The organism is Arthrobacter sp. FW306-06-A, assembly GCF_021870055.1.
Taxonomy (GTDB): Bacteria; Actinomycetota; Actinomycetes; order Actinomycetales; family Micrococcaceae; genus Arthrobacter.
This window is the reverse complement of record NZ_CP084552.1, coordinates 3357972-3381566: the sequence shown is the minus strand read 5'-3', so window position 1 is coordinate 3381566 and position 23595 is coordinate 3357972. Positions and strand designations below refer to the sequence as shown.

General features: G+C 66.7%; 23 protein-coding genes and 1 pseudogene. 19 read left to right on the top strand and 5 right to left on the bottom strand.

All coding sequences use genetic code 11. The features are described 5' to 3' along the window. Positions 1-56 precede the first annotated feature (56 nt). The 5 genes and pseudogenes from LFT49_RS15780 to LFT49_RS15760 all read left to right on the top strand — a co-directional run bounded on the left by LFT49_RS15780 (position 57) and on the right by LFT49_RS15760 (position 4500). Positions 57-833 (top strand): demethylmenaquinone methyltransferase, encoded by a 777-nt coding sequence (locus tag LFT49_RS15780; protein ID WP_236802912.1) that lies wholly within the window; start codon positions 57-59, stop codon positions 831-833. Between the two features lie 3 nt (positions 834-836). After that, positions 837-2177: a geranylgeranyl reductase family protein gene (locus LFT49_RS15775; protein ID WP_237428713.1), complete on the top strand. Its 1341-nt coding sequence runs from the start codon at positions 837-839 to the stop codon at positions 2175-2177. Next, positions 2174-3274, top strand: coding sequence for a polyprenyl synthetase family protein (locus tag LFT49_RS15770; RefSeq protein WP_236799224.1), 1101 nt, complete (start codon positions 2174-2176; stop codon positions 3272-3274). The genes LFT49_RS15775 and LFT49_RS15770 overlap by 4 nt, the downstream gene beginning before the upstream one ends. Positions 3275-3660: 386 nt before the next feature. Then, positions 3661-3747, top strand: a pseudogene (locus LFT49_RS15765) (hypothetical protein); the annotation flags it as partial. A 234-nt stretch (positions 3748-3981) separates the two neighbouring features. Further along, entirely contained in the window at positions 3982-4500 is a 519-nt protein-coding gene (locus tag LFT49_RS15760; protein WP_237430531.1) for an endonuclease domain-containing protein, read from the top strand. A 111-nt stretch (positions 4501-4611) separates the two neighbouring features. Here LFT49_RS15760 and LFT49_RS15755 read toward each other — a convergent pair whose 3' ends face one another. Together LFT49_RS15755 and LFT49_RS15750 are read right to left on the bottom strand one after the other, a co-directional pair. Beyond that, entirely contained in the window at positions 4612-5040 is a 429-nt protein-coding gene (locus LFT49_RS15755) for a hypothetical protein (RefSeq protein ID WP_236799223.1), read from the bottom strand. A 52-nt stretch (positions 5041-5092) separates the two neighbouring features. After that, on the bottom strand, positions 5093-5746 hold the full coding sequence (locus LFT49_RS15750) for a trimeric intracellular cation channel family protein (RefSeq protein ID WP_237428712.1): 654 nt from the start codon (positions 5744-5746) through the stop codon (positions 5093-5095). A 60-nt stretch (positions 5747-5806) separates the two neighbouring features. On the opposite strand from LFT49_RS15750, the gene LFT49_RS15745 reads away from it, so the two are divergent. From LFT49_RS15745 to LFT49_RS15685, 13 genes are all read left to right on the top strand, one after another. Next, complete coding sequence (locus tag LFT49_RS15745; protein WP_237428711.1) at positions 5807-6676, top strand: sirohydrochlorin chelatase; 870 nt, start codon at positions 5807-5809, stop codon at positions 6674-6676. 54 nt (positions 6677-6730) lie between these two features. Further along, entirely contained in the window at positions 6731-8476 is a 1746-nt protein-coding gene (locus tag LFT49_RS15740; RefSeq protein WP_236799220.1) for a nitrite/sulfite reductase, read from the top strand. Continuing rightward, entirely contained in the window at positions 8476-9204 is a 729-nt protein-coding gene (locus LFT49_RS15735; RefSeq protein WP_236799219.1) for a phosphoadenylyl-sulfate reductase, read from the top strand. Before LFT49_RS15740 ends, LFT49_RS15735 begins: the two co-directional genes overlap by 1 nt. Further along, positions 9201-10145 (top strand): sulfate adenylyltransferase subunit CysD, encoded by a 945-nt coding sequence (gene cysD / locus LFT49_RS15730; protein WP_237428710.1) that lies wholly within the window; start codon positions 9201-9203, stop codon positions 10143-10145. Before LFT49_RS15735 ends, cysD begins: the two co-directional genes overlap by 4 nt. Then, on the top strand, positions 10145-11560 hold the full coding sequence (locus LFT49_RS15725; RefSeq protein WP_236799217.1) for a sulfate adenylyltransferase subunit 1: 1416 nt from the start codon (positions 10145-10147) through the stop codon (positions 11558-11560). The genes cysD and LFT49_RS15725 overlap by 1 nt, the downstream gene beginning before the upstream one ends. A gap of 213 nt (positions 11561-11773) precedes the next feature. Then, positions 11774-12550 (top strand): hypothetical protein, encoded by a 777-nt coding sequence (locus tag LFT49_RS15720; protein ID WP_236820237.1) that lies wholly within the window; start codon positions 11774-11776, stop codon positions 12548-12550. 125 nt (positions 12551-12675) lie between these two features. Further along, on the top strand, positions 12676-13842 hold the full coding sequence (locus LFT49_RS15715; protein ID WP_237428709.1) for an RtcB family protein: 1167 nt from the start codon (positions 12676-12678) through the stop codon (positions 13840-13842). A gap of 131 nt (positions 13843-13973) precedes the next feature. Next, the gene (locus LFT49_RS15710; RefSeq protein ID WP_237430530.1) at positions 13974-15101 is read left to right on the top strand and encodes an ABC transporter substrate-binding protein; all 1128 of its coding nucleotides are present in this window, start codon (positions 13974-13976) and stop codon (positions 15099-15101) included. A 25-nt stretch (positions 15102-15126) separates the two neighbouring features. Continuing rightward, positions 15127-15852, top strand: a complete 726-nt coding sequence (locus LFT49_RS15705; RefSeq protein ID WP_236799214.1) for an ABC transporter ATP-binding protein — start codon at positions 15127-15129, stop codon at positions 15850-15852. Beyond that, positions 15842-16816 (top strand): ABC transporter permease, encoded by a 975-nt coding sequence (locus LFT49_RS15700; protein ID WP_236799213.1) that lies wholly within the window; start codon positions 15842-15844, stop codon positions 16814-16816. Before LFT49_RS15705 ends, LFT49_RS15700 begins: the two co-directional genes overlap by 11 nt. Positions 16817-17033: 217 nt before the next feature. Further along, positions 17034-17480 carry an SRPBCC family protein gene (locus tag LFT49_RS15695; protein ID WP_236799212.1) on the top strand — a complete coding sequence of 149 codons (447 nt, stop codon included), beginning with the start codon at positions 17034-17036 and terminating at the stop codon, positions 17478-17480. An 87-nt stretch (positions 17481-17567) separates the two neighbouring features. Next, the gene (gene cobA / locus LFT49_RS15690; protein ID WP_236799211.1) at positions 17568-18830 is read left to right on the top strand and encodes a uroporphyrinogen-III C-methyltransferase; all 1263 of its coding nucleotides are present in this window, start codon (positions 17568-17570) and stop codon (positions 18828-18830) included. Positions 18831-18929: 99 nt separating this feature from the next. Beyond that, the gene (locus LFT49_RS15685) at positions 18930-20396 is read left to right on the top strand and encodes an FAD-dependent oxidoreductase (protein WP_237428708.1); all 1467 of its coding nucleotides are present in this window, start codon (positions 18930-18932) and stop codon (positions 20394-20396) included. A 100-nt stretch (positions 20397-20496) separates the two neighbouring features. Here LFT49_RS15685 and LFT49_RS15680 read toward each other — a convergent pair whose 3' ends face one another. Genes LFT49_RS15680 through LFT49_RS15670 form a run of 3 tightly spaced genes read right to left on the bottom strand, consistent with a single transcriptional unit; the run spans position 20497 to position 22885 of the window. Further along, positions 20497-21735: an SRPBCC family protein gene (locus LFT49_RS15680; protein ID WP_237428707.1), complete on the bottom strand. Its 1239-nt coding sequence runs from the start codon at positions 21733-21735 to the stop codon at positions 20497-20499. A gap of 28 nt (positions 21736-21763) precedes the next feature. Next, positions 21764-22591, bottom strand: coding sequence for a DUF1206 domain-containing protein (locus tag LFT49_RS15675; protein WP_237428706.1), 828 nt, complete (start codon positions 22589-22591; stop codon positions 21764-21766). A gap of 3 nt (positions 22592-22594) precedes the next feature. Next, complete coding sequence (locus LFT49_RS15670) at positions 22595-22885, bottom strand: hypothetical protein (RefSeq protein ID WP_236799207.1); 291 nt, start codon at positions 22883-22885, stop codon at positions 22595-22597. A gap of 159 nt (positions 22886-23044) precedes the next feature. On the opposite strand from LFT49_RS15670, the gene LFT49_RS15665 reads away from it, so the two are divergent. After that, the gene (locus tag LFT49_RS15665; RefSeq protein ID WP_237428705.1) at positions 23045-23584 is read left to right on the top strand and encodes a hypothetical protein; all 540 of its coding nucleotides are present in this window, start codon (positions 23045-23047) and stop codon (positions 23582-23584) included. The last annotated feature ends 11 nt before the right edge of the window (positions 23585-23595 follow it).

Below are 23595 nucleotides of genomic sequence, written 5' to 3'. Positions count from 1 at the left end.
CCGGGCGTGCAGCAGGGCTGGTCAGGACCGTCGGGAACATTTGAGACAATGTCATGGTGAACCGAGCATCCTTGGATAAGCGTCCGGACGAAGTAGCCACGATGTTTGACGACGTCGCACCGAAATACGACGTCGTCAACGATGTCCTCTCCATGGGGCAGACCCGCCGCTGGCGGAAGATCGTGGTGGATGCCATGGAAGTCTCCAAGGGCCAGCGGGTCCTGGATCTGGCAGCGGGAACCGGCACCTCCAGTGAGCCATATGCCGATGCCGGCATAGACGTGGTGGCCTGCGACTTCTCGCTTGGAATGCTCAAGGTGGGCAAGCGCCGCCGCCCGGATATCGACTTCGTGGCCGGTGACGCCACCAACCTGCCGTTCGCCGACAACACCTTTGACGCCACCACCATCTCCTTCGGCCTGCGCAATGTGAACGAGCCCAAGAAGGCGCTGCAGGAGATGCTGCGCGTCACGAAGCCCGGCGGCCGCCTGGTGATCGCCGAGTTCTCGCAGCCGGTGGTTCCGCTGTGGCGCACCATGTACACCGAATACCTGATGCGGGCCCTGCCGGCCATCGCCACCAAGGTTGCCTCCAACCCGGATGCATACGTGTACCTCGCCGAGTCCATCCGGGCCTGGCCGGACCAGGACCACCTGGCCGCCTGGCTGCAGGAGAGCGGCTGGGAGAAGGTCACCTACCGCAACCTCACGGGTGGCATCGTTGCCGTCCATCGGGCATTCAAGCCTGCCGATTCCTCGCCTGAGGGCGCTGCCGCCGCCATCGCCGCGCACAAGGGCCCGGTGGCCAAGCTGCGCCGCAACATCGTCCGCTGACCTGTGAAGGTATTGATTGTCGGCGCGGGTCCGGCCGGATCCACTGCCGCGTACTACCTCGCCAAGGCTGGCCTGGACGTTACGGTCCTGGAAAAGACTGCGTTTCCGCGTGAGAAGGTCTGCGGTGACGGTCTGACGCCCCGCGCCGTCCGCGAGATCCAGAAGCTCGGCCTGCCCCACCCGGAAGGTGAGGGCTGGCGGCGCAACAAGGGCCTGCGCCTGATCGCCGGCGGCCGCACCATCGAGCTGCCCTGGCCCGAGGTCTCCGACTTCCCGCAGTACGGCCTCATCCGCACCCGGCTGGGCTTCGACGAGGAACTGGCCCGCCACGCTGAGTCGGCCGGTGCCACCATCCTTGAGCGGCACAGTGTCACCGATGCCCTTAAGAACGACGCCGGCCGCGTCACCGGAGTCCGCGCAGCGCTCCTTGACGAGGCCGGGCGCAAGACGGGGGAGACGCGCGAGTTTAGCGCCGACGTCGTCCTAGCCGCCGACGGAAACTCCACCCGCACATCGGTGTCCCTGGGGATCCAAAAGCGTGACGACCGCCCGCTCGGCGTCGCCGTCCGCACCTACTTCACCTCCCCGCGCACCGACGACGACTGGATGGAAGGCTGGCTGGAGCTTCCCGGCCGCGACGGCAAGCTGCTGCCCGGCTACGGCTGGGTGTTTGGCGTGGGCGACGGCACCTCCAACGTGGGCCTGGGCATCCTGAACTCCTCCAAGGATTTCGGCAAGCTGGACTACAAGCAGGTCCTGCGCGAATGGACCGCCGGAATGCCGCAGGAGTGGGGCTTCACCCGGGAGAACCAGGTGGGCGAGATCCGCGGCGCCGCGCTGCCCATGGGCTTCAACCGCACCCCGCACTACTCGCCCGGCCTGTTGCTTCTGGGTGACGCCGGCGGCATGGTGTCCCCGTTCAACGGCGAGGGCATCTCCTACGCCATGGAGTCCGCGCGGTTTGCGGCGGAGTTCATCATCGACGCTTCCTCGCGCTCGGCTGCTTCAGGCGGGACGTACGACGCCGATGCGCACCTTGCGCGGTACGCGGACTACGTGCGGGACCAGTGGGGCTCGCACTTCACGCTTGGGCGGGCCTTCGCCGCGCTGATCGGCAAGCCCGCCGTCATGAAGCTTGCGCTGCGCACCGGCATGCCGATTCCGGTGCTGATGCGGTTCGTGGTCCGGCTTCTTGCCAACCTCACGGACCCCTCCGCGAAGGGCTTCGAGGACCGGGTGATCCGCGTGCTGGAATCGCTGGTTCCGGCCACAAGTAATACATCCACTGTCCCGCCAGCTTCGAACCAGCGGTATCCGCAACAAAAAGTTAGGGTTAACCCGTGACCAAATCCGCAGACCAGAGCTGGACGCACGCCGGGCACGGCCTGCCGGACTCCGAACCCAGCCTCAACACCACCGCGATCGCCACCGGACTCCAGCTGCCGGCAGGCTTTGCGGCTATTGCGGGGGACCCCGAACTGGGCCCGGCCATCACCACCAACCTGGCCAAGGTGGAGAAAAAACTCCGCGAAGCCATCGCCAACTCGGACCCCCTTGCTGACGCAACGTCGCGCCACCTGGTGGAGGCCGGCGGCAAGCGGATCCGGCCCCTGCTGACCCTGCTCTGCGCCCACCTCGGGGACGCATCCCTGCCCGCCGTGGTGCAGTCCGCCGTCGTGGTTGAACTGACGCACCTGGCAACCCTGTACCACGACGATGTCATGGACTCCGCCCCGTTCCGGCGTGGTGCCCCCACGGCCCACGAGGTGTGGGGCAACTCCGTGGCCGTCCTGACCGGTGACCTCATCTTTGCCCGGGCATCCATCCTGGTGTCCGAACTGGGCGGCCGCGCGCTGGGCATCCAGGCCCGCACCTTCGAGCGGCTGTGCCTCGGCCAACTGCACGAAACCGTCGGTCCGCGGCCGGACGAGGACCCCATCGAGCATTACCTCTCAGTGATCGCGGACAAGACCGGTTCCCTGGTTGCCGCCTCCGGCCAGTTCGGGGCGATCTTCTCCGGCGCTGACGAGGCCTATGAAAACGTCCTGGTGGAGTACGGCGAGAAGGTGGGCGTGGCCTTCCAGCTGGCTGACGATGTCATTGACGTCACCGGGGTCAAAGTGAAGTCCGGCAAGTCCCCGGGAACGGACCTGCGCGAAGGGGTTCCCACCCTGCCCGTGCTGCTCCTGCGCAAGGCTGCCGCTGATGGCGACCAGTCCGCCGTCGACCTCTTGAAGCTCATCGACGGCGACCTGTCCTCCGACGAGGCACTGGCTGCCGCTGTCGCCGGGCTGCGCGAACACCCCGTGACCGCTGAGTCATGGGTGGTGGCGCGCCAGTGGGCCAGCGAAGCAATCGCCGCCCTGTCTCCGCTGCCGGAGGGCGTGGTCAAGGAGTCCTTGTCCAACTTCGCCCTGGCTGTGGTGGACCGCGCCAGCTGATTCCCGTTCGTTAGGAGCCCGGGACCTCTGGTGATTCGCTGGAGGGCCGGGCTTCTTCGCTTTAACGGGACAGCCCCGGCCCTCAGCAACCGAAGCTGCTGTGAACCGGGGCTATCTCTCCGTTCGCATCAGACCCGCCGGAGGCGTTTAGCGGATCCGTGAATAGCTTATGACAGCTTTGTCATAATGCGCAAGTCTCTCTTTACGTGATCTGTCACGGACTTTTCTTGCTTGCTCTGACGGTCGTGGGGCACATTGACGGCCTGAACCGCGAATGGGGCGAGATGGTACGGCGGGTTCGTGTCGAAGTGCCCCTCGACGGCACGTTGTCCACATGACAAAGTCCCGGGCTGACGCTTGCTCACGGCCAGCGCCATCGTTGAGCTGTGGAGATTGAGGATTTTCTGCGTGACAGGGGAGGCGTCCCCAGAACTGCGAGCATCAGCAAGGCTGGTATTCGCCGAACCCTTCTGGACAAGGCCTTGAAGGCGGGGCGCATAGTCCGGATTCGGCGGGGTGTTTACGCTCTGGCTGACGATGGAGGAGCGCTCGGCTTCGCGTTGAAGCACAATGCACACCTGACGGGTCTTTCAGCTGCCCCTCTTTACCAGCTGTGGACTCTGCAGAAGCCCAGCGTGCTCCATGTCAGCCCGGGCCACAAGAGTGCGGTGCCGGGAACGCTCCCCCACGGCAGGATCCTTCATCCAGTGCACCCCTGGCTTCCGGCGGCCGGTCTGGCAGACGTCCTGATGCACGCCTTGCGCTGCCTTCCGATGCTGGAAGCCCTGGTGATGGTGCAGTGTGCTGCGCAGCGAGGAAACATAACGGTGGACTTCCTGCGCTGGAAACTGCCCGGCAACCGCAATGCCCGCGCCAGGGCCGTCCTGGATTACGTCATTCCGCGTGCGGACTCGGTCTTGGAGGTACTGGCCAACTACCACCTCCGCGCGGCTGGGCTCAGTGTCCGCAGGCATGTGGAACTCGATGGTGTTGGCGAGGTGGACTTCCTGGTTGAGGACTGCCTTGTGGTGGAGACGGACGGCCAGACCCATCTGGAGCCGAAGCAAGTTAGGAAGGATCGGGCCCGCAACAACGCCACGGTGGTCGGCGGCCGGCTTTGCCTCAGGTTCAGCTATGCCGACGTCGTTCATCACCCAGAGCAGATGATGGCCCAGGTGCTTGCGGTACTTGAGCAGAGGAGGCGGGGAGCCTTCAGCGCGAGGTGAGTGCCGCCGTCGTGGGGCACTTGGGACGCCGCACCTGGGACTACGGGCTTAAGTTGCGGCGTGTCCGTGTCAATGTGCCCCACGAGCGAAGGGCGCCCGGGAAGGAGGGGCCTACTCTTCCTCTTCGTCCTCGAAGGCCCACTCGAACATGTCGAAGACGAACTCGGAGAAGGTCCCTTCCTCGGACTTCCACTGGCCGCGGGCGTTGTTGCGGCGGTAGACAATGGGGTCCGGCACGCTGAGGTCGCCTACGCGGAAGCCCCAGGTGTACTCCTCGTCCTCGTCCTCAAGGAACATCAGGAAGCCCTCGTCATCAACTTCGAGCTCGTCGGGGTCCCAGAAGTAGTGGTACGCCTCCATCAGGTCCTCGCAGCCGCCCAGGGCGAGGTAGAACTCGCGCAGGACCAGGGGAATCTGGAACTGGTGCTCGGCAAGCTGAGAGTCGAGTTCCCCGGGAGCCAGGCCGTCCTCTTCCTGCCATTCATCCTCGAGATACTTCGGAACAAGCGCTTTGAACTTCTCGAGGAACATGTCAGTCATGCTCATATCCTAGCCAATCCGGACCACCCCAGAATGCCAGCGACAACGGCCCTCACAGCCCCGAATCTGTGGCCCGCCGGTGCCACCCGCGCACGGCAAGGGGTGCCTGCCAGGACCGCCGCCAGGCGAGGACCCGGAACGTGAACACCAGCGCCGCAATCCCGGCTGCGGTCAGGACGTTGAACACGCCAAGGACCCACAGCACCGCCGTCAACGAGGAACCGAGGAATGCCGGCAGCGCGTAGATGTCCTTCGGGTTGAAGAGCTCCGGCACCTCATTGGCCGTGATGTCCCGGAGCAAACCGCCGCCCACCGCCGTCGTAACCCCCAACAGCACTGAAGCCACGGGATTCAACCCAGTGGCCAGCGCCTTGAGTGTGCCGGTCATGCAGAACAGGGCCAGGCCGGCGGCGTCGAACAGGATCAGCAGCGACGTGTACCGCTGCACGCTGGAGAACAGGAAGAACACCAGCACGGTGGCCAGCAGCGGCGGCGCCAGATAGGCCGGGTTGGTGAAGGCCGCGGGGACGATGGCCAGGATGATGTCGCGGATCACGCCGCCCCCAAGCCCCACCAAAGAGGCCAGCAGCAGCGACCCGACAATGTCGATCTGCTTCCGCGCAGCCAGCAGCGAGCCCGAGACGGCGAAGAAGAACACGCCCAGCAGATCCAGCCACACCGGGGAGTTGTCAAAGGCGAAGGTCATGGGGCGTCCTGGCATTTCAAAGAGGGCGGACAGGGCGGCTCCAACGTTACGCTAGCCCCTATGAACAGCCCCATCATGATCGCCTGCGCCCATGGGACTTCCAACGCACAGGGGGCCGCGGAGGTCAATGCCCTGCGCGCCGCCATCGCGGAACTGCGCCTCGGGCTTGATGTCCGCGAAGCGTACGTGGACGTCCAGCAGCCCGACCTCGTGGACGTGATGGCTGGCCTGCCGGAGGGGGAGCCCGCCGTGGTGGTGCCGCTGTTGCTGAGCGTTGGGTACCACGTGAAAGTGGACATCGCCCGCGCCGTGAAGAGCCGTCCCGGCAGCGCCGCGGCCGCCCCGCTCGGCCCCGATCCCCGTCTCGCGCAGCTGCTGGACCAGCGCCTCCGCGAGGCCGGCACCACGGACAACGACGTCATCGTCCTGGCCGCGGCGGGCTCGTCCAACCCCAACGCCGCAGTGAGCGTCGAGGAGCTGCTGGGCCAGCTGCGGGCATTGAGGTCCAACCGGATGGTGGCCGCCTATGGTGCCTCCGCCCAGCCTTCCGTGCCCGACGCCGTCGCCATGCTGCGCGAGGAGCTCGCCGGAGGTGCAGGGGCGGGGGAGTCCGCAGGAGCGGTCGACGTCGGCGGCCGCGTCGTGATTGCCTCGTATCTGCTGGCGCCGGGCTTCTTCCACGACCAGCTGGCCAAGGCGGGGGCCGACGTCGTCACCGAACCCCTGCTGCCGTCCCCGACACTCGCCGAGATTGCGCTGGACAGGTACGACGCCGCCGTCGCGAAGATGAACGAAACCCCCGCGGAAGCTGCTCCGCCAGGTCCCGCGCCAGCCCCGGCGGAGGCGCCCGACGCGGGGTCCCAGGATGCACAGCAGGGTGGCTTGTTCAAGGCCGTCCGGCGTTTCGTGACGAAATATTTCCCTAGGTGACTTAGCGTTTCCGGGCCTTTGTGACGCTATTCGGCGTCGCCCTACAGTCGATGCATGACTGATACAGCTCTAGCCGGAGCGTCCGCGGACTCAGCTGCCCCCAAGCGCCCCGCACGCCCGTCACGCCCCGCCGCGAAGCCGCACGGCCAGTGGAAAGTGGACGGCAAGACGCCGCTGAACGCCAACGAAACCTGGAAACAGGAAGACGACGGCCTGAACGTCCGCGAGCGTATCGAGACCATTTACGCCAAGGAAGGCTTCGACGCCATCCCCAGCCAGGACCTGCACGGCCGGTTCCGCTGGTGGGGCCTGTACACCCAGCGCAAGCAGGGAATCGACGGCGGCAAGACCGCCACGCTTGAACCGCACGAGCTCGAGGACAAGTACTTCATGCTGCGGGTGAGGATCGACGGCGGCGCGCTCACCACAGAGCAGCTGCGCGTGATCGGCCAGATCTCCGTGGACTTTGCCCGCGACTCTGCCGACCTCACCGACCGCCAGAACATCCAGCTGCATTGGATCCGGGTTGAAGACATTCCGGAAATCTGGAACCGCCTGGAAAGTGTTGGCCTGTCCACGACCGAGGCCTGCGGCGACGTGCCCCGCGTCATCCTGGGTTCGCCCGTGGCCGGCATTGCCAAGGACGAGATCATCGACCCCACCCCGCTCATCGCCGAGCTGGGGGAGCGGTTCATTGGCAACCCGCTGCTGTCCAACCTGCCGCGCAAATACAAGACCGCCATCACCGGCCACCCCAGCCAGGATGTGGTCCACGAGATCAACGACTGCGCATTCGTGGGCATTGAACACCCGGAACTCGGCGTTGGCTACGACCTCTGGGTGGGCGGCGCGCTGTCCACCAACCCCATGCTGGGCAAGCGCCTCGGCGCCTTCGTCCAGCCGGACCAGGCCGCCGACGTGTGGCTGGGCGTCACCAGCATCTTCCGCGACTACGGCTACCGCCGCATGCGCACCAAGGCCCGCCTGAAATTCCTGCTGGCCGACTGGGGTACGGAGAAGTTCCGCCAGGTCCTGGAGGACGAATACCTGGGCTACAAGCTGGCCGACGGCCCCGCCGCGCCCAAGCCTTCAACCCCCGGCGACCACGTGGGCGTGCACGAGCAGAAGGACGGCAAGTTCTTCATCGGTGCCACCCCGATCGCGGGCCGCCTTTCCGGATCCGGCCTGGTCAAGCTCGCGGACACCCTGGAGGCCCGCGGCTCCTACCGGCTGCGCACCACCCCGCACCAGAAGGTCGTGGTCCTGGACGTCGAGAAGGACCAGGTGGAGCCCCTGGTGGCCGAGCTCGACGCCCTGGGCCTCTCCGCCCGCCCGTCCGTGTTCCGCCGCGGCACCATCGCCTGCACCGGCATCGAGTACTGCAAGCTGGCCATCGTCGAGACCAAGTACACGGCCGCTACCGCCGTCGCCGAACTCGAACGCCGCCTCGCGGACCTCGCCGGCTCGGGCCAGCTGCCCGCGGCACTCTCCCTGCACATCAACGGCTGCCCCAACTCCTGCGCCCGCATCCAGACGGCGGACATCGGCCTGAAGGGCATGATGCTTCCAACGCCCGACGGCGACCCCTCCCCGGGCTTCCAGGTCCACCTTGGCGGCGGGCTGGCAAACAACGACCGAGAGGAAGCAGGCCTGGGCCGCACCGTCCGCGGCCTGAAGGTATACGTCGACGACCTGCCCGACTACGTGGAGCGCGTGGTCCGACGGTTCGTTGCCGACCGCGCCGAAGGCCAGACCTTCGCCGAATGGGCCCACACAGCAGACGAGGAGGCACTGCAGTAATGGCAAAGCATCTCGCACCCGCACCTGCCAAGCGCCCCACGGAGGAGCTTAAGGCACTGGCCGAGGCCGGCGCCGCCGAACTCGGCTGGGACGCCCCCGCGCGTGACGTGATCGCCTGGGTGGAGCGCAACTTCGAACTCCCCGCCGTCGCCGTCGCCTGCTCCATGGCTGACGCCGTCCTGCCGGCCCTGGTCGCGGACCAGATGCCCGGCGTCGACGTCCTGTTCCTGGAAACCGGCTACCACTTCCCGGAAACCTACGCCACGCGGGACGAGGTGGCCGCCAACCTCCGCGTCAACGTGGTGGACGTGCTTCCGGAGACCACCGTGGAGCAGCAGGACCGGCTCCTGGGCAAGGACCTGTTTGCCCGCGACGCTGCCCAGTGCTGCGCCCTCCGCAAAGTGGCGCCCCTGCAGCGCACCCTTGCCGGTTACGAACTCTGGTTTACCGGCGTCCGCCGCGACGAAGCACCCACCCGCACCAACACGCCTCTGGTCAGCTGGGACGAGAAGAACGGCCTGGTCAAGGTCAACCCGATGGCCGCGTGGACGTTCGACCAGCTGGTGCAGTACTCGGACGACAACCTCCTGCCCGTCAACCCGCTGCTTTCCCAGGGTTACCCCTCCATTGGCTGCCAGCCCTGCACCCGCAAGGTGGCGCCCGGCGAAGACCCCCGCGCCGGTCGCTGGGCAGGCTCCGACAAGACAGAATGCGGACTTCACGTATGAGCACTTCACTAACCGAGGAGACCCAGGTGACTGAGTCCGCCGTCTCAACCCGCCTCAGCAGTCTGGACACCCTGGAGTCCGAAGCGATCCACATCATCCGCGAGGTTGTTGCCGAGTTCGAGAAGCCTGCGCTGCTGTTCTCCGGCGGCAAGGACTCCGTCGTGATGCTGCACCTGGCCACCAAGGCGTTCTGGCCAGGCAAGGTTCCGTTCCCCGTGCTGCACGTGGACACCGGCCATAACTTTCCCGAGGTCATCGACTTCCGCGACCGCACGGTTGAACGGCTGGGCCTGAAGCTCGTGGTGGGCTCCGTGCAGGAGTTCATCGACCGCGGCGAACTCGCCGAACGTGCCGACGGCACCCGCAACCCGCTGCAGACCGTCCCGCTGCTGGACGCCATCCAGCAGAACAAGTTTGACGCCGTGTTCGGCGGCGGCCGCCGCGACGAGGACAAGGCCCGCGCCAAGGAACGCATCCTGAGCCTGCGCGACGAGTTCGGCCAGTGGGACCCGCGCAACCAGCGCCCCGAGCTGTGGAACCTGTACAACGGCCGGCACACGGTGGGCCAGCATGTCCGCGCGTTCCCCATCAGCAACTGGACCGAGCTGGACATCTGGCGCTACATCGAGCGCGAGAACATCGAACTGCCCGGCCTGTACTACGCCCACGAGCGCGAGGTCTTCGCCCGCGACGGCATGTGGCGCGCGGTGGGTGAAGTTTCCCAGCCCCGCGAGGGCGAGGAAGTCATCACCAAGACTGTCCGCTACCGCACGGTGGGAGACATGTCCTGCACCGGCGCCGTCGAATCCAATGCCTACACCGTGTCCGACGTGGTGGTTGAAGTCGCTGCCTCCACCCTGACCGAACGTGGCGCCACCCGCGCAGATGACCGCATCTCCGAGGCCGCCATGGAAGACCGCAAGAAGGACGGGTACTTCTAATGACCACGGAAACTGTTTTGTCCGGCGCTGCCGGTGGCCTGGAAACCGCCCTGCCCACCACACTCTTCCGGTTCGCCACGGCAGGATCGGTCGACGACGGCAAATCCACCTTGGTGGGCCGCCTTCTCCACGATTCCAAGGCCATCCTGGCTGACCAGCTTGACGCGGTCGCCCGCACCTCGGCTGACCGCGGCTTCGGCGGGGAAAAGGGCGGGATCGACCTGGCCCTGCTGACCGACGGCCTGCGCGCCGAGCGGGAACAGGGCATCACCATCGACGTGGCCTACCGCTACTTCGCCACCGACCAGCGCAGCTTCATCCTGGCCGACTGCCCCGGGCACGTGCAGTACACCAAGAACACCGTGACGGGCGCGTCCACCGCGGATGCCGTCGTCGTACTCATCGACGCCCGCAAGGGCGTGCTGGAGCAAACCCGCCGCCACCTGTCCGTGCTGCAGCTGCTGCGCGTGGCGCACGTGATCGTGGCCGTGAACAAGATCGACCTGGTGGACTTCAGCGAGTCGGTGTTCCGTGAGATCGAAGCGGATGTGCAGCAGGTGGGCCGCGAATTGGGCCTCGGCTCGGACGGGATCTCCGACCTGCTGGTGATCCCTGTCTCCGCGCTCGACGGCGACAACGTTGTGGAGCGCTCGGAGCGCACCCCCTGGTACACCGGTCCCGCACTGCTGGAGGTTCTGGAGACCCTTCCGGCCGCCGATGAACTCGAAAGCCACCTGGAAAGCTTCCGGTTCCCGGTGCAGCTGGTCATCCGGCCGCAGGGTGCCCTGGCACCGGACGCCGTGGCCGCCGGGCTGGACGCGGAGGCCTACCGCGACTACCGCGCGTACGCCGGCCAGATCACCGAAGGGTCGGTGAAGGTGGGGGACCAGGTGTCCGTCCTGACGCCCGGTCAGTCCCCGCGGACCACCACCGTGGCGGGCATCGACTTTGCCGGCGCCTCCCTGGAGGAAGCCGCCGCGCCGCAGTCGGTGGCCATCCGCTTGGCGGACGAGTTCGACGTCGCGCGCGGTGACACCATCGCCGCCGCCGGCACCGTCCGCGAAGCCTCCGCCGACCTGTACGCCGCCCTCTGCTGGCTCTCCCCGAAGCCGCTGCGCGAAGGGCAGAAGGTGCTGGTCAAGCACGGAACCCGCACCGTCCAGGCGATGGTCCGCAGCGTGTCCGGCAAGCTGGACCTGTCCACCTTCAAGCTCGAGGGCGCCTCCGGCCTGGAGCTCAACGACATCGGGCACGCCCAGCTGCGCCTCGCCGCACCGCTGCCGCTGGAGAACTACCTGCACCACCGCCGGACCGGCGCGTTCCTGGTCATCGATCCACTGGACGGCAACACGCTGGCCGCGGGCCTGGTCAAGGACCACCCGGGCGACCACGAGGACGAGCGCTACAGCATCTAGTTCGCACCGGAATCGCCTGAACCCTGCGGGGCCGCCGTATCGTTACGGCGGCCCCGCTGCGTTTCCGGCGATTTCACGTGACTGCGGCATTCCGCACGTTTACCACAAAGGTTGCCGGGGGATGTTCCCTGCCTGTTTGGAGCCGTGGGAAGCTCAGGCATTGCATCAATGCCTGCGACTGCAGGCCATGGCCGGATACTTTGAGGAGGCAGGATGCCAACCAACCAGGAGTGGTACACAAGGGGGAGCGAGCTCGTCACGATCGACTCGCGCGAATGGAACATTGCTCCCCGCCGGGCGCGGTTGCTGGTACTGCTGCCCATCATCCTGTCCGTCGCTGTGGCGGCAACTGTTCCCTTCAAGGAGTTCTATCTCTGGATTGTGGACGAGGACCACCCGATCGAGTGGCTCCAGTTTGCGTGCCTCGTGGCCGCCGCCGTCATTCTGGCACTGCTCAGCGTCCGCCTGCTGCGGAGACGGCAAGTGGGCATGGCATTGCTTTACGGCGTGGTGGCCCTTGGCGTTGTGTTCCTTGCCGGTGAGGAAATTTCCTGGGGCCAGCGCATCTTCGGATGGGGCACCCCTGAAGAGCTGCAAGAGGTCAACCGCCAGGGTGAGACAAATCTGCACAATCTCCGGGCGGTGCAGGTGCTGGTCCCGTATGCCATGCTCCTGGCAAGCCTGTATGGAACATGCGTTCCGCTTTGGGCGGCGTTCCGGAAACGGTTGAAGCACTCCACGTACAGCCATCTGCTTGTACCTCCGCTCTGTCTCGTGCCCGCCTTCGGGCTGGCGGCGGCTTATCGCCTCTTCCGGTTGGTAATCTGGCCGACCCCCACCTTCGTCATTTCCGAATACGGCGAGGTCATGGAGTTGACCCTGTACTTTGGGCTGATGATGTTCTGCTGGTTCAACCTGCGCAACATGCGGCGGCCCCGGTTGAACCTGACTTTCCAGGATCAGCGACAGCCCGCCCACCGCCGGGCGTAGATGCCCGTTTCCCCACCGTCCGCTTCCGCAACCGCGGTCCGTTCGCCAAACCTGACCTTCCAAGGCCGGATCAGGCGAACGAGCCGCGGTTCTGCCGTCTCGTATGGTTGTCAGAGGAGGCGGCAATGGAAACCATCAGTCCGAAACTCTTGAACTGGGCGTCGATCCTGGACGACAAGACCCGCGAACAGGCGGTGATGACGGCGGCCCTGCCGTTCATCTACCCCCACCTGGCGCTGATGCCGGACGCGCACCTGGGCAAGGGCGCCACCGTGGGTTCGGTGATCCCCACACTCCGCGCCATCATCCCGGCCGCGGTGGGAGTGGACATCGGCTGCGGCATGATTGCGGTCCGCACCCAGTACTCGGTAAAGGACCTGCCGAAGGACCGCAAAGGCCTCCGCGAGGACATCGAGCGGGTCATTCCGTTGTCCGCGGGCCACAACAACCGGAAGGTCCTGTCCACTGCTGAGCCACGAATCGCCGAACTGAAGCGGCGGGCCGCCAAGGCAGGGTTCAACCCCGCCCAATACGTCGCCCAATGGGAGCTGCAGCTGGGGTCCCTGGGCTCGGGCAACCACTTCATCGAAGTCTCAGCGGATGAGGACGACGGCGTGTGGCTCTTCCTGCATTCGGGCTCGCGGGGCATCGGCAACAGGATCGCGCAGCACCACATCGGCGTCGCCCAGCACGTGGGCCGCAAGCATCAGATCCGCCTGCCCCACCCGGACCTGGCCTACCTGGACGAGGGGACGCAGCAGTTCGAGCGGTACATTGCCGAGCTGCGGTGGGCCCAGCACTTCGCGCTCCTGAACCGGGAGGAAATGATGGACCGCGTGACTGCCCAGTTCAGCCGCTGGGTGGGAGGCCCCGTGCAGGAACGCGAGCGGATCAACTGCCACCACAACTTCACCCAGCAGGAGACGCACTACGGCAAGCCGGTTTGGGTGTCCCGCAAGGGAGCCATCAAAGCCGGCCACGGCGATCCCGGACTGATCCCTGGATCCATGGGGACGGCGTCATATGTTGTGGAAGGCCGGGGCAACCCTGCATCGCTGAACTCGTCCCCGCATGGGGCCGGGCGGGAATACTCCCGAAACGCCGCCCGAAAGACATTCACCCTGGAGGAACTGAAACGCGCCATGCGGGGCATCGAGTTCCGCGCGTCGGAGGCCTTCATTGACGAAATCCCGGCCGCCTACAAGCCGATCGACCAGGTCATGCAGGACGCCGCGGACCTGGTCACCGTGCGGCACAAACTGCGGCAGCTGGTCAACGTCAAGGGCAACTGAATCTGGGCAGCCCGGGCAACAGCAGGGCAAAATATGACGCCAGATGAACGTGCGTGACCCCCCGTTTCCGCTTCGTTGAACGGGTTTGGGCCACTCCCTATGGTGAAACAATGACTAGTTCCAAGCCCGGGATGACCCGCATCGTGGCAGGCGAAAGCGCGGTCCCCACGCGCAAACGCGCCGCCGAGGCTGCCCTGGCCATCGGGCTGGTCCTGCTGATCGCCGTCGGGGCCATCGTGGCCTCCAACATCTCCCGCAACACCGAGGCACAGGCCGCCGAGCCCACCCCGGCCGCCGAGCTGAAGCTGGGTTACTTCGGGAACGTCACCCATGCCGCAGCGCTGGTGGGTGTCAAGAAGGGACTCCTCGCGGAGGCCCTGGGCAGCACCAAGCTCAGCACCGAGACCTTCAACGCCGGCCCGGCCGCGATCGAGGCCCTGAACGCCGGCGCCATCGATGCCGCCTACATCGGCCCCAATCCGGCCATCAACTCGTTCGCCAAGAGCCAGGGCCAGTCCGTGCGCGTGATTGCCGGAGCCGCGGCCGGTGGTGCGCAGCTGGTGGTCGAGCCGGGGATCAACTCCGCGGCCGACCTCAAAGGCAGGACCTTGGCAACCCCGCAGCTCGGCGGCACCCAGGACGTGGCACTCCGGGCCTGGCTCACCAAGCAGGGCTACAAGACCAACGTGGACGGCAGCGGTGACGTGGCCATCAACCCCACGGACAACGCTCAGACGCTGAAGCTGTTCCAGGACGGAAAGCTCGACGGCGCCTGGTTGCCTGAGCCCTGGGCCTCACGTTTGGTGCTCCAGGCCGGCGCCAAGGTGCTGGTGGATGAAAAAGACCTGTGGGATGGGGCCGGCACCGGCAAGCCCGGCGAGTTTCCCACGACCATCCTGATCGTGAACCAGAGATTCGCTGCTGACCACCCGGACACCGTCAGGGCCCTGCTGAAGGGCAATGCGGACTCGGTGGCATGGCTCAACTCGGCTCCGGCCGATGAGAAGGCCAGCCTCATCAACTCCGCCCTGCAGGAATCCGCTGGGGCAGCGTTGCCCGCTGACGTCCTGGCCCGATCGTTGTCCAACATCACTTTCACCCTCGACCCGCTGGCCGGCAGCTACCCCAAGCTGCTGCAGGACGGCGTGGACGCAGGCACCACCAAAAAGGCCGACATCAACGGCCTCTTCGACCTTCGCGGCCTGAACCAGGTGACCGGCGGCGACAAGATCTCAGCTGCCGGCCTCGGCCAGGACTGACCCACCACTACCTAAGGACGCCACCATGCCAGTCGTACTGGAACACCTGGGCAAGCGCTTCGGCGACGGCGCCCCGGTACTGGACGACGTCAACGCCAACATCAAACAGGGCGAATTCGTTGCCCTCCTTGGTGCCTCCGGCTGCGGCAAATCCACCCTCCTGAACATCATCGCGGGACTCGAAGCGCCGACGTCGGGCGCCCTGGAAGTACCCAGCGACGGCGCCGCCTTCATGTTCCAGGACGCCGCCCTCTTCCCGTGGCTGACGGCCCGGGAGAACATCGAGCTGGCCCTGAAGCTGCGCGGCGTGGGCAAAACCGAACGGCGCGCCAAAGCCCAGGAGCTCCTGGAACTGGTGCACCTGGGCTCCGCCGGGGATAAGCGCCCGCACGAGCTGTCCGGTGGCATGCGGCAGCGCGTCTCACTGGCCCGTTCCCTGGCCCAGGACCGGCAGCTGCTGCTCATGGATGAGCCGTTCGCCGCCCTCGACGCCATCACCCGGGACCTGCTGCACGACGAGCTCGAGCGCATCTGGAAGGAAACCGGGCGGACCATCGTCTTCGTCACCCACAACGTCCGCGAGGCCGTCCGCCTGGGCCAGCGGGTCCTGCTGCTGTCCTCCCGCCCCGGCCGCGTAGTCCAGGAATGGGCCGTCACCGAGGAACACCGAACCGACGCCGGGCTCGCCGGCCAGCTGACCGGGGTTATCACCGCCCGGCTGCGGGAGGAGATTCGCCGCCATGCCAAGTAACCCGACACCCCTCGCGGAAGCACGCACGGAGGCGGCATCCGGTGCTACGGCTGATGCTTCCGAAACCCGTGAGCACGTGCATGCCGCTTTGACCCGGACGTCCACTGGCAAGGAGGACCTCCGGGAACTCGAGTCCGGCCTTGACTCGCTGCAGTCCGACGCCGACCGCAAGCACCGGGTCGACTGGAGCCGCATTTTGCTGCCCGTGGCCGCGCTGGTGGTCCTGGTGCTCATCTGGCAGTTCTATGTCTCGCTCGGGGTGAAGCGGCGAGACCTCGTTCCCGGCCCCCTGGACGTCGTGGCCCAGATGGGCGTCCTGTGGAGCGACGGAAAGTTCCAGCAATCCATTTGGACGTCCCTGCAGCGTGGTGTGGTGGGCTTCCTGATTTCGGTGGCCATCGCCACGCCGGTGGGCCTGCTGCTGGCCCAGGTTGCACCGCTGCGCCGCGCGTTTGGCCCCCTGATTTCCGGTTTGCAGGTCCTGCCCTCGGTGGCCTGGGTTCCGGCCGCGATCATCTGGTTCGGACTTACTGACGCTACCGTGTACTTCGTGGTGTTCATGGGCGCCATCCCGTCCATCATCAACGGGCTGATCTCGGGCGTGGACCAGATTCCACCGCAGTACCGCAGGGTCGGCACCGTCCTGGGCGCATCCCGGCTCCAGATGGCCCTGCAGGTCATCCTTCCGGCCGCGCTGCCCGGCTACCTCAGCGGCCTGAAGCAGGGATGGGCCTTCTCCTGGCGCTCCCTCATGGCCGCGGAAATCATTGCCGTGGGCGGCACCATCGGCTTTGGCCTGGGTTCCCTGCTGGACCAGGGCCGGGATCTGTCCGACATGACCATCGTCATGGCTGCCATCCTGCTGATCCTCGCGGTCGGCATCCTGATCGAGCTGCTGGTCTTCGGCCCCATCGAGAAGCGGCTCCTGCGCCGCCGCGGCCTCCTGGCCGGCAGCACCCGCTGACCCAACCGCTTCCCAACACAGCCCCTTCCCAACGCACCGCAAGAGCCCGACGGCGAGTCCCGCCGTCGGGCTCTGCTGTTTCCTGCCGCTGCCCGGAACCAAGACGAGGCACTTTGGCACGGACAGGCCGGGTCATCAGGCCGTTGCGACGCCGGAGCCCGCCAAAGTGCCCCACCACGGGGCCCGGGGCGGTCCGGAAGAATGGCAGACTGACGCCATGACCGTCAGCTTCGTGTGCCGCACCGAGTCCACGCTGCCCGTGGAACAACTCTTCGACCGGGCACGCAGCATCGACCTGCATCTGGACTCCCAACAGGACGCCGGGGAACGGGCGGTGGCCGGCGTCACCAGCGGGCTCATCGGGGAGGACCAGGAGGTGACCTGGCGGGCGAAGCACTTCGGTATTCCGCTCACCATGACCAGCCGGGTCACCCACTTCGATTTCCCACGCAGCTTCACGGATGAGCAGGTGAAGGGCCCTTTCAAGGCTTTCAAGCATGTGCATGAGTTCCAACCAACAGCCGCCGGAAGCATCATGACGGACCGCGTTCAGTTCACCGCCCCGCTGGGTGTCCTGGGCCGCGCCGTCGAGCGGCTCATCCTGCGTGGCTACCTTGAGCGGCTCATTATCCGCAGGGGCACGTTCCTGGCGCAGCACAGGTAAAAATCCTTTGTGACGCAGCGTTACCTTACGTGAACTGGTGTTGCTCGTCCTTTGTTGGCGAATATGACGCCGCCCTACCGTTGATTCATGGCAATTCAGGACATTTACCCCACCGCGCTGCGGCTGCTCGGCCGCCCGGTGCTGGTGGTGGGTGGGGGCCCCGTTGCTGCCCGCCGCGCCAAGGGGCTGCTCGACGCCGGTGCCGTGGTCACCGTCGTGGCCCCGGTTGCCTCGCCCGCGCTGCAGGAGATGGCCGACGCTGGCCTGCTCACCTGGGAAGCGCGCCCCTACCTTTCGCGGGACGTCGACGGCGTCTGGTTCGTCCAGACGGCCACCGGCGATCCGGAGGTGGACGCCCAAGTATCGGCCGACGCCGAGGCGCAGCGGGTTTGGTGCGTCAACGCCTCCAACCATGAAGCTTCTGCCGCCTGGACCCCCGCCGTCGCCGTGGTGGACGACGTCAAAATCGCCGTCAACGCCGGGGGAGACCCGCGCCGTGCCATGGCCGTCCGGGACGCTGTTGCCACCGCCCTCGAAACCGGTGACCTGCCGCTGCGCCGCCGCCGGGCGCACCAGGGAAGCGTGGCCCTGGTGGGCGGCGGCCCCGGCGACACCGGGCTCATCACTGTCCGGGGCCGTCGGTTGTTGGGCCAGGCCGACGTCGTGGTTGCCGACCGCCTGGGCCCCCGCGCGCTCCTGAACGAGCTTGCCCCGGATGTGCGCGTCATCGAGGTTGGGAAGACTCCCGGCCACCACCCCGTGCCGCAGGCGGAGATCAACAGGATCCTGGTGGAGGAAGCCTTGAAGGGCCACCGCGTGGTCCGGCTCAAGGGCGGCGACCCATACGTGCTGGGCCGCGGCGGCGAAGAAGCCGAATACTGCCGGCAGCACGGCGTCGAGGTTGAAGTGGTCTCCGGCGTGACCTCCGCCATCTCGGTACCCGCCGCGGCGGGAATTCCGGTCACGCACCGCGGCCTGGCCAAAGGCTTCAGCGTGGTCACAGGCCACGAGGAACTCTCCGAGATCCCGGCCCGCCCGGACCACACCATCGTCCTGCTGATGGGCGTGGGCCAGCTGCGCGAATCGGCGTCCGCGCTGGGCGAAGCCGGACTGCCGCTGGAGACGCCAGTTGGTATCGTGGAAAACGGCTATTTGCCGGACCAGCGCGTCACCATCGGCACGCTCGGTTCCATCGCCGACCAGGCCCAGGCGGCCGGCGTCGCAAATCCTGCCGTGATTGTCATCGGTGACGTGGTGCGCGTGAGCCCCTTCGCGCCGTCGCACTTCAAAACCGCTGACTACAGCACCACCACCCCGAACAGCCCCCGCAAGACCGCCCTCACCACCTAGCCCCAAGCCCAACTGACTGGCAGTTGTTGTCGTTATGAGCCCTCAAAACGACAACAACTGCGAGCCAGTTGGGCCGGAACGAAGAAAAGGAACACAGCCGTGTCATCCAGCAACACCGTAGGATCTGCTGAGCGTCCGCTGCGCGTCGCCGTCGTGGGCTCCGGCCCGGCCGGTGTCTACGCCGCCGATATCCTCACCAAGAGCGAAGCCGTCAAGAGCGGCGAGCTGACCGTCAGCATCGACCTCTTTGACCGCTACCCGGCACCCTACGGCCTGATCCGCTACGGCGTGGCCCCGGACCACCCCCGCATCAAGGGCATCGTGAATGCCCTGCACAAGGTGCTGGACCGCGGCGACATCCGCTTCTTCGGCAACGTGGACTACGGCACGGACCTCACCATCGAGGACCTCCGCAAGCACTACGACGCCGTCATCTTCGCCACCGGCGCCATCAAGGACGCGGACCTGAACATCCCCGGCGTCGAGCTGGAGGGCTCCTTCGGCGGCGCCGACTTCGTGTCCTGGTACGACGGGCACCCGGACGTGCCGCGCGAGTGGCCGCTGGAGGCCAAGGAGATCGCGGTCATCGGCAACGGCAACGTGGCCCTGGACGTGGCCCGTGTCCTGTCCAAGCACGCCGACGACCTGCTGGTCACCGAAATCCCGGACAACGTCTACGCCGGCCTGAAGGCTTCCCCCGTCACTGACGTGCACGTCTTCGGCCGCCGCGGCCCGGCCCAGGTCAAGTTCACCCCGCTGGAGCTGCGCGAGCTGTCCCACTCCAAGGACGTGGACATCATCCTGTACCCGGAGGACTTCGAGTTCGACGAGGAATCGGACCGCCAGATCCAGACCAACAACCAGACCAAGACCATGGTGGGCACCCTCACCAACTGGATCGCCGAGCAGCCCGAGGACCTCTCCGAGCTTAAGGCGTCCCGCCGCCTGCACCTGCACTTCCTGCACAGCCCGGTGGAGATCTACGACGACGCCGAGACCCCCGGCAAGGTAGCCGGCATCAAGTTCGAGCGGACTGAGCTGGACGGCACCGGCAACGCCCGCGGCACCGGCGAGTACGTGGACTACCCGGTGCAGGCCGTGTACCGGGCCATCGGCTACTTCGGTTCGGCACTGCCGGACGTTGAGTTCGACCACAAGAAGGGCGTGGTCACGAACGACGGCGGCCGCGTCCTGGACGCCGACGGCCAGCACGTGCCGGGTATCTACGCCACGGGCTGGATCAAGCGCGGACCGGTCGGCCTGATCGGCCACACCAAGGGCGACGCCCTGGAGACCGTCACCTACCTGCTCGAAGACCGCGAAAACCTGCCGTTGGCGCAGGCACCCCAGGAGGACGCCGTCGTCGAACTCCTCGATGCCCGCGGCGTGAAGTTCACCAGCTGGGAGGGCTGGCTGGCCCTCGATGCCCACGAACTCGCCCTCGGCGCTGCAGCCACGGAGGCCGGCGGCTCGCACGGTGTTGAGGTCAAGCGTGAGCGCATCAAGGTGGTCCCGCGCGGGGACATGGTTGACATCTCCCGCGACGGCGTCGCCGCCCAGGTCTAGGACCTCAAAACAAGGAGCCGCGGGACCAATGGTCCCGCGGCTCCTGCGTTTAAGCCTATTAACCGGGCTGCGCCATTCCGCGCCGACTATCTCGAGCGCCCTATTTCCCCGCCCCGCCGATCGCCATGAGCTCCAGCCGCCGGAGGGTCTCGCGGTTCCGGGCAGAAATCAACGGGTCCCGGAGGAATTTCGGCATCAGCTTGCCCGGCCCGCGGATGGCGTCCTCTGCAATCGTCACCCGGCACTGGTTCCCGCGGTCTTCCAGCGAGATCTCCACCTTGGCCTCGCCCATGGGCCAGCCGCGTGCCACGAGTTCCAGGGAGCGGCCGGGCTGCATGGCCGTGACCCGGGTGCTGTCGTCGATGACCAGTGGCCAGGCCCCTACCGAGTGGTGCAGTTGGGCGCCGGGCTGCGGCCATTCGGCGTCCACGTCCCTGATCCGGGACGCGCCCACCACCCAGCCCGAGTAGAGCCAGCCGTCAGAGATGACGCGCCAGACGTCGGCGGCGGATGCGTTGAACAGCAGCGAGACGGTGGACATAGTGTTCCTTCCGGTTCCGGTAATGCTTTCCTGGAGTGTTGCGGCAGGGTTCCTTGGCTGCGGCCGTTGCCTGGCATGGACGACGGGGGGAGATCCGGGCCGCCGTGCGGCCCGGTAGGACGGCTTCCGCAGGCGCCGGGTCCATCCGTAGGCCTCGGCCCCCGGCGGCTGGTTCTCCAAGGGATCGAACCGCAACGGGATGTCAGCAGGATCGGCTGCGGCATGCAGCCGCAACTCACCGCACTCCCGCCAGTGTCCGCCCGGCGTGGCCCAGTGCAGCGCCAGCACCCACTCCCCGGACGCCAGCGAACCCGGAGGGAGGCTCCGCGTCCGCAGCCCCAGCAGGACGGGACCGTGCTGGCCCCGGTACGGCATGAGCGTGGTCATGGTGGCTCCGGCGACGTCCAGCCGTGGCATCAGCAGGAACCGGCCCGGCAGGCCCCACCTGGTGGAGGCAAACAGCACGTCAGCCGGACCGCCGGCAGCGTCATCGCCGCTGGCGGACAAGCCCGCGGGCGAAACCCGGAGGGCCAGGCCCAGGATGTCCGGCAGCGCCTGCGGCAGGCCTACGGACCGCGAGAAGCGGGCCACCACCTGGTCAGCCCCGGGGGAGTCCAGCCAGCTGATGCCGCTGGGCCCGGCCGGGTTCCCCGTCCTGGTGAGTTCCCCTGCCAGGCCAATCCCCTCGGGATGGATGGGCCGGTCAGGCCGCGCGAGTTTGAGGAGCCGGAAAAGGGCAGCAAAGGCCTGCCCGGCACTTCCGGTGACGGCGGAAACTACGCGCAGCTGTTGGGTCATACTTCCTTCCTACCCACAAAGCCCGGGACTACATGCGCCCGAACCGGGCCCGGACCAGGGCGAAAATCCCGTAGGCGATGAACCCGGCACCGATCGCCACCAGCAGGGCGGGCCCGAAGGGGTGGTCCTGCAGCGCCTTGAGGCTGCCGTCCAGCCCGGTTGATTCCTCGGGCCGGTGCTTGGCTGCAGCAATGACGAACAGCAGTCCGGTGAGGTCCAGCGCGATGCCTTTGGCCACGTGGCCCGTGACGCCCAGGCTGTCGATAAGCCTGCCGCGCCGGGTGCCCTCGAAATGGAACAGTTCTTCCTTGAAGCCGCGCCGCAACCCCTTGACGATGAAGTAGATGCCGATGCCCAGGATGGTCAGGCCAAGGGCCACCAGGAGCCACGGCCCCACAGGGTTGTCCATCAGGCTGGCGCTGAAGTCGCGCGTGTTGTCGCCCGAGTCGCTGCGCTGGCCCAGCGCGAAGCCTGCGAAGGTTACGCCCACGCTGCCGTAGGCGATGGCCAGGAACCCTGAGGAGACCAGCTTGGCCAGCCGTTCCTTGCGGGGGAGGCTCCTGGCCCGCAAGGTCGCCTCACTGGCCTGCCATAAGGCAAGGCCGAGGCAGGCCACCACGCACCCCCACATGACGATCGGGCCCCACGGGTTGTCTGCCAGTTGGGCAATGGCGCCGGTGGGTTCGGCCTCTCCCGGATGCCCGAAAGCGATGGCGATGGCGATGGCACCGAGGATGACGTGGAGCAGGGCCATGACGGCAAACCCGGCGCGGGCCAGCACATCCAGCACCCTGTGGTTGGAGGCCTCTTCGACAACGTCCGCTGCCTGCCGAAGCGTGGATTCGCCGTTGGACATCTGTCAGCCGTTCATGGGCCCTTCGGCCCGCAGCTTTTCTGCGCCCGGTCCCTCGACGTGCACGGTACAGCGGACCACCAGTTGGCCGGGGGCGTTGTCCAGCTCCACCAGGGATTCGTCCGCGCTGAGGACGGTGAACACTTCAGAGCCCGCCACAACGTCCACGCCCTTGGCTTTTGCCGTTTGCTTGGCATTGCGGAGCGCCTCGCGCTCCAGTCCGTCGACGTAGCCGCTGTCACTTTCGCGGGCGGGGTTTCCGAAGGCCCAACCGAACAATGTCCCTGTGTTTCCCATGGCGACGATATTACGCGGTGCGCACCAGTCGGGGCGGGCTTTCGTAATATTAGTAAGTGTGCTTACCATGAGCGCACCATACCTCGATGGGACACGGCAAGTGAAGTCTGCCGCGCAGCGGCACCCCGGAACCAGTTCACGACGATAGGAATGCACATCATGGCAGGAAATCTCATTGCCCGTTCGGTTCACGACCTCACGGCAGCAGCATGGTTTGGTGGATCCCTGATGGGCGCCATCGGGCTCAACGGGGCAGCGGCCCAGGCCAAGGACCCCTCGGAGCGGACCCGGCTTTCCAGCGCCGGCTGGATGAAGTGGGCTCCGTTCCAGACCGCGGCCTTCGCCTCCCATCTGGTGGCGGACCTTGCCATTGCCTGGGAGAACAAAGGCCGCATCGCCAAGCAGGAGGGCGTGGCCCGCGACACCATCATCAAGACCGCCGTTACGGTGGTGGGCGCTGCGGTGACCCTGTACTCGGGCATCCTGGGCAAGAAGGTGGACAAGCTGGCCGGTGAAGGTGCAGAAGGCGCAACCGAGCCGCATGGCGCTGCGTCGGACGAGCTCAAGGCCGCCCAGCAGCAGCTCAAGCTTCTGCAGTGGGCCATCCCGGGCTTCGCAGCGCTGGTGATCATCCTGGGCGCCAAGCACGGCGAGATGCAGCGGCCCAAGAACGTGTTCGCGGGCCTGCGCGGCGACTGAGGCTAATAAGT

Bases quoted from the DNA above. Each gene is read 5' to 3' on its own strand.
- LFT49_RS15755 (WP_236799223.1), bottom strand. From the start codon at position 5,040: ATGACTGACATGTTCCTCGAGAAGTTCAAAGCGCTTGTTCCGAAGTAT.
- LFT49_RS15750 (WP_237428712.1), bottom strand. From the start codon at position 5,746: ATGACCTTCGCCTTTGACAACTCCCCGGTGTGGCTGGATCTGCTGGGC.
- LFT49_RS15745 (WP_237428711.1), top strand. From the start codon at position 5,807: ATGAACAGCCCCATCATGATCGCCTGCGCCCATGGGACTTCCAACGCA.
- LFT49_RS15740 (WP_236799220.1), top strand. From the start codon at position 6,731: ATGACTGATACAGCTCTAGCCGGAGCGTCCGCGGACTCAGCTGCCCCC.
- LFT49_RS15735 (WP_236799219.1), top strand. From the start codon at position 8,476: ATGGCAAAGCATCTCGCACCCGCACCTGCCAAGCGCCCCACGGAGGAG.
- cysD (WP_237428710.1), top strand. From the start codon at position 9,201: ATGAGCACTTCACTAACCGAGGAGACCCAGGTGACTGAGTCCGCCGTC.
- LFT49_RS15725 (WP_236799217.1), top strand. From the start codon at position 10,145: ATGACCACGGAAACTGTTTTGTCCGGCGCTGCCGGTGGCCTGGAAACC.
- LFT49_RS15720 (WP_236820237.1), top strand. From the start codon at position 11,774: ATGCCAACCAACCAGGAGTGGTACACAAGGGGGAGCGAGCTCGTCACG.
- LFT49_RS15715 (WP_237428709.1), top strand. From the start codon at position 12,676: ATGGAAACCATCAGTCCGAAACTCTTGAACTGGGCGTCGATCCTGGAC.
- LFT49_RS15710 (WP_237430530.1), top strand. From the start codon at position 13,974: ATGACCCGCATCGTGGCAGGCGAAAGCGCGGTCCCCACGCGCAAACGC.
- LFT49_RS15705 (WP_236799214.1), top strand. From the start codon at position 15,127: ATGCCAGTCGTACTGGAACACCTGGGCAAGCGCTTCGGCGACGGCGCC.
- LFT49_RS15700 (WP_236799213.1), top strand. From the start codon at position 15,842: ATGCCAAGTAACCCGACACCCCTCGCGGAAGCACGCACGGAGGCGGCA.
- LFT49_RS15695 (WP_236799212.1), top strand. From the start codon at position 17,034: ATGACCGTCAGCTTCGTGTGCCGCACCGAGTCCACGCTGCCCGTGGAA.
- cobA (WP_236799211.1), top strand. From the start codon at position 17,568: ATGGCAATTCAGGACATTTACCCCACCGCGCTGCGGCTGCTCGGCCGC.
- LFT49_RS15680 (WP_237428707.1), bottom strand. From the start codon at position 21,735: ATGACCCAACAGCTGCGCGTAGTTTCCGCCGTCACCGGAAGTGCCGGG.
- LFT49_RS15675 (WP_237428706.1), bottom strand. From the start codon at position 22,591: ATGTCCAACGGCGAATCCACGCTTCGGCAGGCAGCGGACGTTGTCGAA.
- LFT49_RS15670 (WP_236799207.1), bottom strand. From the start codon at position 22,885: ATGGGAAACACAGGGACATTGTTCGGTTGGGCCTTCGGAAACCCCGCC.
- LFT49_RS15665 (WP_237428705.1), top strand. From the start codon at position 23,045: ATGGCAGGAAATCTCATTGCCCGTTCGGTTCACGACCTCACGGCAGCA.